The sequence below is a fragment of the Bacillus sp. FDAARGOS_1420 genome (assembly GCF_019344915.1).
In the GTDB taxonomy this organism is placed as follows: domain Bacteria; phylum Bacillota; class Bacilli; order Bacillales; family Bacillaceae_G; genus Bacillus_A; species Bacillus_A mycoides.
In genome coordinates, this window is sequence record NZ_JAHWJB010000001.1 from 693,336 (window position 1) to 700,000 (window position 6,665).

A 6,665-nucleotide genomic window follows, 5' to 3' on the forward strand; every position below is an offset into this window, starting at 1 on the left:
AGGTGAAAACATTGATATTATTACAAGTGAATGGGCTTTCGAAATTATACGGTGCAGAAACGATTCTTGCAAACATAAAATTGGAAGTACAAACAAAAGATCGTATCGCATTAGTCGGACGAAATGGAGCCGGAAAATCTACATTATTAAAAATAATAGCTGGCGAGTTATCTCATGATGGTGGTGAAATTATAAAACCGAAAGATGTCTCAATGGGGTATTTAGCTCAAAATACCGGATTAGAAACGTCTTTAACAATTTGGGATGAAATGTTAACCGTCTTTACACACTTGCAGCAGATGGAGACAAAACTTCGAAGGCTAGAGCAAGAGATGGGAAAAGAAGAAAACTTTTCAAATGCGGCTATATATGAGAAATTATTAGCTGATTATGACCAATTACAATTAGATTATAAGGATCAAGGCGGCTATCAGTACGAAGCGGATATACGCTCAATTTTAAGCGGTCTTGGCTTCCCAGTTGAAACGCATCAGACGAAAATTTCCACATTAAGTGGTGGACAAAAGACTCGATTAGCTCTTGGGAAATTATTATTAACTAGACCGGACTTACTTATTTTAGACGAACCTACAAACCATTTGGACATTGAGACACTAACATGGCTTGAACAATATTTACAAGGCTATCCTGGCGCGATTTTAATCGTTTCCCATGACCGTTATTTCTTAGATAAACTCGTTACACAAGTATACGAAATTTCTAATAAGGAAAGCCGACGATTTGTTGGTAACTACAGTAAATATTTAGATTCAAAATCAGCTCTATACGAGCAAGAGATGAAGCGTTATGAAAAACAACAAGATGAAATTTCTAAACTGGAAGACTTTGTACAAAAAAATATAGCTCGTGCATCTACGACAAAACGCGCTCAAAGTCGCCGTAAACAATTAGACAGAATGGAAGTATTAACTAGACCATTAGGCGATTCTAAATCAGCTTCCTTCCACTTCGATATTGAAAAACAAAGTGGAAATGATGTTTTACAAGTGAAAGATGCAACTATTGGCTATTATCAGGAACCGATTATTGAACATGTAAATATGCGCTTAACTCGCGGTGACAGTGTTGCCTTAGTTGGGCCGAACGGAATTGGAAAATCTACATTATTAAAATCCATTGTGAATAAGTTACAGCTATTACATGGAAACGTTGCTTTCGGGTCAAATGTATCTGTTGGTTATTATGATCAAGAACAAGCCAACTTAACATCTTCGAAGCGAGTGTTAAATGAATTATGGGATGAATATCCCCTGCAACCTGAAAAAGAAATTCGCACTATACTAGGCAACTTTTTATTCACAGGGGATGATGTACTCAAACCCGTATCTTCTCTTAGTGGTGGACAAAAGGCTCGACTAGCTCTTGCAAAACTTATGATGCAAAAATCCAATTTATTAATTCTCGATGAGCCAACAAACCATCTTGATTTAAATAGTAAAGAGATTTTGGAGAATGCTTTAATTGATTACCCAGGTACTCTTCTATTCGTCTCTCATGACCGCTATTTTATTAATCGCGTAACGACAACCGTTGTTGAGTTATCAACAGAAGGTGCACAAGAATATTTAGGTGATTACGATTATTACGTTGAAAAGAAAAACGAAATGATTGAACGTGCGGAACTAGAGCAAGAAGATGAAGTACCTGTTCAAAAAGTGGTGGCACAAGAAAAATTAAATTATCTCGAAGAAAAAGAACGTAAACAGCTAGAGCGTCAACGTACTCGAAAGATTGAAGAACTGGAACAAAATATCGTAGGCTTAGAAGAAGAAATTGCTACGTTAGAAGATCAGCTTTGCTTACCAGAAATATATGCAGATTATGAAAAGGCTAGTGAAATTACAACTAAAAAGCAAACACTGCAAGAACAGCTTGAAGCTTGTATGGCAGAATGGGAAGAACTGCATATATAAGAGAATTTAAAAGAGGAGGATGTCTCATAAGTCGGGCTTTTTGACGAGATGACCTCCTTTTTATCTTCTTTTTTGGAATCAATACCATAGTAAATAAAATTATATAACCAATTCGACAAGGATTGACAATAGTAGCACCTTATATAATAAGTGGAGGGTGTTTCAATTTTTTTTTGGCATCTCCTTGTTTTTTATTTCCCAAAAAAGAATTTATTCAAAGGTCAGACTTCCTCTATGTTATCCACAAGGTTATGCACATATCCACCTTTATAATATAAACTTCCAAATAACTTTTCCACATTATCCACAACTGAATAAAAAGTTATACACATTTTATGTACACAAAAAAACCCATATTATCAACAGATAATACGGGTTTTATCCACAGGCTGTGGTTAATTTTGTGTATAACTATGCTTCAATATCTAATCCTGGATTTGCATTTAAAGCTAATGTAGCGCGTTTTCCTTGTTCGTATGCAATTGTACCTGCAGCCGCAATCATCGCTGCATTATCTGTGCATAAAGATAGAGGAGGAATAATTAGCTCTATATTTTCTTTTTGTGCAAATTCTGCTGCTAAACGTGCACGAAGCCCTTTATTAGCAGCTACTCCACCAGCAAGAAGCACTTGTTTTACATTATAAGCATCTGCTGCACGAGACGCTTTCGTTACAAGTACATCTATTACACTTTCTTGGAAACTTGCTGCTAAATCTTCTGGTGCAATTTCTATACCGCGCTGTTTTGCGTTATGCACAGTGTTGATAACTGCTGATTTCAATCCACTAAAGCTGAAATCATACGAATCAGGTTCTAGCCACGCACGAGGCAAATCAATTGTTGGTTTTCCTTCATGTGCAAGGCGATCAATATGAGGACCACCTGGATAAGGCATTGATAATGTACGAGCTACTTTATCGTAAGCTTCTCCTGCCGCATCATCTCGCGTTTCACCAATCACTTCAAATGAACCATGTTCTTTCATATAAACAAGCTCCGTATGTCCACCGGATACAACAAGCGATAGTAACGGGAATTGTACTTCTTTTACTAAACGATTCGCATAAATATGACCAGCAATATGATGAACACCAACTAGAGGGATATCATGAGCAAAAGCCACAGCTTTCGCTGCATTTACACCTATTAAAAGTGCTCCGACTAAACCTGGGCCTTCTGTTACAGCAATTGCATCAATATCCTCAAAAGTGATATTCGCTTCTTTTAAAGCTTCTTCTAACACAACTGTGATTTCTTCTACATGATGACGGGATGCAATCTCTGGTACTACTCCGCCAAAACGCTTATGACTTTCAATTTGCGATGCAACGACATTCGCAATGATTTCCGTTCCATTTTTAACAACTGCTACAGCTGTTTCATCACAGCTTGTTTCAATACCAAGTATAATTATATTTTTTTCCATTATATATTCACCCACATTACAAGACCATCTTCCTGATTGTCTGCATAGTATCGTTTACGAATCCCACCATTTTGAAATCCGTATTTTCTGTATAACTGCTTTGCTACTTCATTTGACACGCGTACTTCAAGTGTCATTGTTTTTACTCCTAACCCTTTCGCTTCGGAAATAACTTCTTTTAATAAGGCATCCCCTAGCTTTTGACCTCTGTATTCCGGCAGGATAGCTATATTTGTTACATGTGATTCATCAATAATTATCCACAATCCACAATATCCAATTACGAGACCATCTTTTTCTAGCACGACATAATGTGCATGTTCATTCACCTCTAATTCACGGTGAAAGGCATCTGCAGTCCAAGGGGTTGAAAAAGATGCTTCTTCAATAGCTACAATTTGAGCAATATCATCGAGTGCCATCTTTCTAAATATCATATCCATCTTCTGTAGGCCCCTATTGTTTTTGACTTTCTAACCATTTTGTTTCAGCTTCAGCTAAACGAAGATAGCTAGGAACAAACGTATGCACGTCTTGTTCTTCTTTTTGTAATCCTAAAAATGCTAATTCACTTGGTCTTGGGTTATTCTTAGTGAACGGAGCAAATACAGCTTGATCACCTAAATATTCTACAATTGTTTCTTTATGCAATTTAACATCGTTACCAATAAATAAAACAGGCTGTTCTTTATCTTTTAACATTTGCAACCAGTCAACAATAAGAATAATTCGGTCTTCTTCTATTGAAGTTATACACTCTCCTTCATATGTATATAACCCCGTGTAAATTTGACCACGTCGGCCATCAAATAAAGGACAAATTAGTCCATTAAAATTAGTACCATTTGCAGCCACCACTTCCAAACTTGATACACCTACAATTGGTATTTGAAGTGACCAAGCTAATGTTTTTGCTGCTGTCACACCTATACGAACACCTGTATATGATCCCGGTCCAGCTGCTACAACAATTTTAGTCAATTCTTTCGGTTTTACACCGCATTCTTTTAACAGTTTCTCTACAGCTGGCATAAGACGTACAGAATGGTTTTTTGTTAAATTTGTAATGATTTCCCCAATCACGTTCCCTTCCTCAATAAGGGATACACCCATTACGTAATTTGAAGTATCAATTGCTAGTACTTTCATCTTGTAATAGCTCCTCACATAATCTAATATAGCGATCTCCAATTGGCTCGAGTACAATTTTTCTTGTATCATCTCCAGCATGGAATAAACTAATTTGCAACTTCTCATTCGGTAAATATGCTTCTATTAAATGAGCCCATTCTACTACTGTAATCCCTTCACCATAGAAATACTCATCAAATCCTAAATCTTCTTCACTTTCCGCTAACCGATACACATCCATATGATATAGCGGTAATCTTCCTTTATATTCTTTAATAATATTGAAGGTAGGACTATTTACGACTCTTTTCACTCCAAGACCTTTTGCTAGTCCTTTTGTAAAAGTCGTCTTGCCAGCTCCAAGATCACCTTCTAAAATAATTACATCTTTTTCCTTTACAAGTCTCCCTAATTTTTCTGATAATCGCTGGGTTTCTTCGGAAGATTTTGTTGTCATTTCATATTTACTCACAGACTTCACCTACTTTACTCACAATGTTCTCTGCTCTTTATTATACAGGTTTTAAATATATAAAAAAGTCCTTAGGAGTTTTCCTAAGGATAGTTTGACTGTCTTTATTAGTTTTTTGTTAAAACAAATAAAGAAAAGAACGAAACAACTTGTTTCGTTCTTTTCTTTATATAAAATGGCGGTCCCGACCGGGGTCGAACCGGCGATCTCCTGCGTGACAGGCAGGCATGTTAACCACTACACCACGGGACCATTTGGTTGCGGGGACAGGATTTGAACCTGCGACCTTCGGGTTATGAGCCCGACGAGCTACCGTACTGCTCCACCCCGCGATGATATAAATAGCCTGGCAACGTCCTACTCTCACAGGGACAAGGTCCCAACTACCATCGGCGCTAGAGAGCTTAACTTCCGTGTTCGGTATGGGAACGGGTGTGACCTCTCTGCCATCATTACCAGACTATATTCATTTGAGACAAGAATCATCATAACTCATTCGACATTTAAAGTCAATAAGTTTTTTATATTCTCTCAAAACTAGATAACGTTGCTTCATATTATATGGTTAAGTCCTCGATCTATTAGTATTCGTCAGCTCCACATGTCACCATGCTTCCACCTCGAACCTATCAACCTGATCATCTTTCAGGGATCTTACTAGCTTACGCTATGGGAAATCTCATCTTGAGGGGGGCTTCATGCTTAGATGCTTTCAGCACTTATCCCTTCCGCACATAGCTACCCAGCTATGCCCTTGGCAGAACAACTGGTACACCAGCGGTGCGTCCATCCCGGTCCTCTCGTACTAAGGACAGCTCCTCTCAAATTTCCTGCGCCCACGACGGATAGGGACCGAACTGTCTCACGACGTTCTGAACCCAGCTCGCGTACCGCTTTAATGGGCGAACAGCCCAACCCTTGGGACCGACTACAGCCCCAGGATGCGATGAGCCGACATCGAGGTGCCAAACCTCCCCGTCGATGTGGACTCTTGGGGGAGATAAGCCTGTTATCCCCGGGGTAGCTTTTATCCGTTGAGCGATGGCCCTTCCATGCGGAACCACCGGATCACTAAGCCCGACTTTCGTCCCTGCTCGACTTGTAGGTCTCGCAGTCAAGCTCCCTTATGCCTTTGCACTCTACGAATGATTTCCAACCATTCTGAGGGAACCTTTGGGCGCCTCCGTTACACTTTAGGAGGCGACCGCCCCAGTCAAACTGCCCACCTGACACTGTCTCCCGGGTCGATAAGACCCGTAGGTTAGAATTTCAATACAGTCAGGGCGGTATCCCACCAGCGCCTCCACCGAAGCTAGCGCTCCGGTTTCAATGGCTCCCGCCTATCCTGTACAAACTGTACCAAAATTCAATATCAGGCTACAGTAAAGCTCCACGGGGTCTTTCCGTCCTGTCGCGGGTAACCTGCATCTTCACAGGTACTATAATTTCACCGAGTCTCTGGTTGAGACAGTGCCCAAATCGTTACACCTTTCGTGCGGGTCGGAACTTACCCGACAAGGAATTTCGCTACCTTAGGACCGTTATAGTTACGGCCGCCGTTTACTGGGGCTTCAGTTCAGAGCTTCGCTTACGCTAACCCCTCTCCTTAACCTTCCAGCACCGGGCAGGTGTCAGCCCCTATACTTCGCCTTACGGCTTCGCAGAGACCTGTGTTTTTGCTAAACAGTCGCTTGGGCCTA

At 39.9% G+C, this 6,665-nt stretch carries 5 protein-coding genes, 2 tRNA genes and 2 rRNA genes (1 of these 9 only partly in view); 1 reads left to right on the forward strand and 8 read right to left on the reverse strand.

Translation table 11 applies throughout. The annotated features are described in order from the left end of the window. Positions 1-11 precede the first annotated feature (11 nt). Positions 12-1,934 carry an ABC-F family ATP-binding cassette domain-containing protein gene (locus I6L50_RS03565; RefSeq protein WP_090835618.1) on the forward strand — a complete coding sequence of 641 codons (1,923 nt, stop codon included), beginning with the start codon at positions 12-14 and terminating at the stop codon, positions 1,932-1,934. 411 nt (positions 1,935-2,345) lie between these two features. On the opposite strand, the gene tsaD is transcribed toward I6L50_RS03565, so the two are convergent. From tsaD to I6L50_RS03605, 8 genes are all read right to left on the reverse strand, one after another. Then, positions 2,346-3,362: a tRNA (adenosine(37)-N6)-threonylcarbamoyltransferase complex transferase subunit TsaD gene (gene tsaD / locus I6L50_RS03570; RefSeq protein WP_002029447.1), complete on the reverse strand. Its 1,017-nt coding sequence runs from the start codon at positions 3,360-3,362 to the stop codon at positions 2,346-2,348. Further along, complete coding sequence (rimI, locus tag I6L50_RS03575; protein ID WP_219300590.1) at positions 3,362-3,805, reverse strand: ribosomal protein S18-alanine N-acetyltransferase; 444 nt, start codon at positions 3,803-3,805, stop codon at positions 3,362-3,364. The genes tsaD and rimI overlap by 1 nt, the downstream gene beginning before the upstream one ends. Positions 3,806-3,818: 13 nt before the next feature. Beyond that, entirely contained in the window at positions 3,819-4,511 is a 693-nt protein-coding gene (gene tsaB, locus I6L50_RS03580; RefSeq protein ID WP_219300592.1) for a tRNA (adenosine(37)-N6)-threonylcarbamoyltransferase complex dimerization subunit type 1 TsaB, read from the reverse strand. Next, positions 4,492-4,965: a tRNA (adenosine(37)-N6)-threonylcarbamoyltransferase complex ATPase subunit type 1 TsaE gene (gene tsaE, locus I6L50_RS03585; RefSeq protein WP_113938562.1), complete on the reverse strand. Its 474-nt coding sequence runs from the start codon at positions 4,963-4,965 to the stop codon at positions 4,492-4,494. Before tsaE ends, tsaB begins: the two co-directional genes overlap by 20 nt. Positions 4,966-5,141: 176 nt before the next feature. After that, positions 5,142-5,217, reverse strand: a tRNA-Asp gene (locus I6L50_RS03590). Positions 5,218-5,220: 3 nt separating this feature from the next. Next, a tRNA-Met gene (locus I6L50_RS03595) sits at positions 5,221-5,297 on the reverse strand. Between the two features lie 12 nt (positions 5,298-5,309). Continuing rightward, positions 5,310-5,425: ribosomal RNA gene (rrf, locus tag I6L50_RS03600) — 5S ribosomal RNA — on the reverse strand. 101 nt (positions 5,426-5,526) lie between these two features. Continuing rightward, positions 5,527-6,665: ribosomal RNA gene (locus I6L50_RS03605) — 23S ribosomal RNA — on the reverse strand; it runs 1,783 nt beyond the window's last position.

Coding starts and splice junctions, on each gene's coding strand:
- tsaD (WP_002029447.1), bottom strand. CDS start 3,362: ATGGAAAAAAATATAATTATACTTGGTATTGAAACAAGCTGTGATGAA.
- rimI (WP_219300590.1), bottom strand. CDS start 3,805: ATGGATATGATATTTAGAAAGATGGCACTCGATGATATTGCTCAAATT.
- tsaB (WP_219300592.1), bottom strand. CDS start 4,511: ATGAAAGTACTAGCAATTGATACTTCAAATTACGTAATGGGTGTATCC.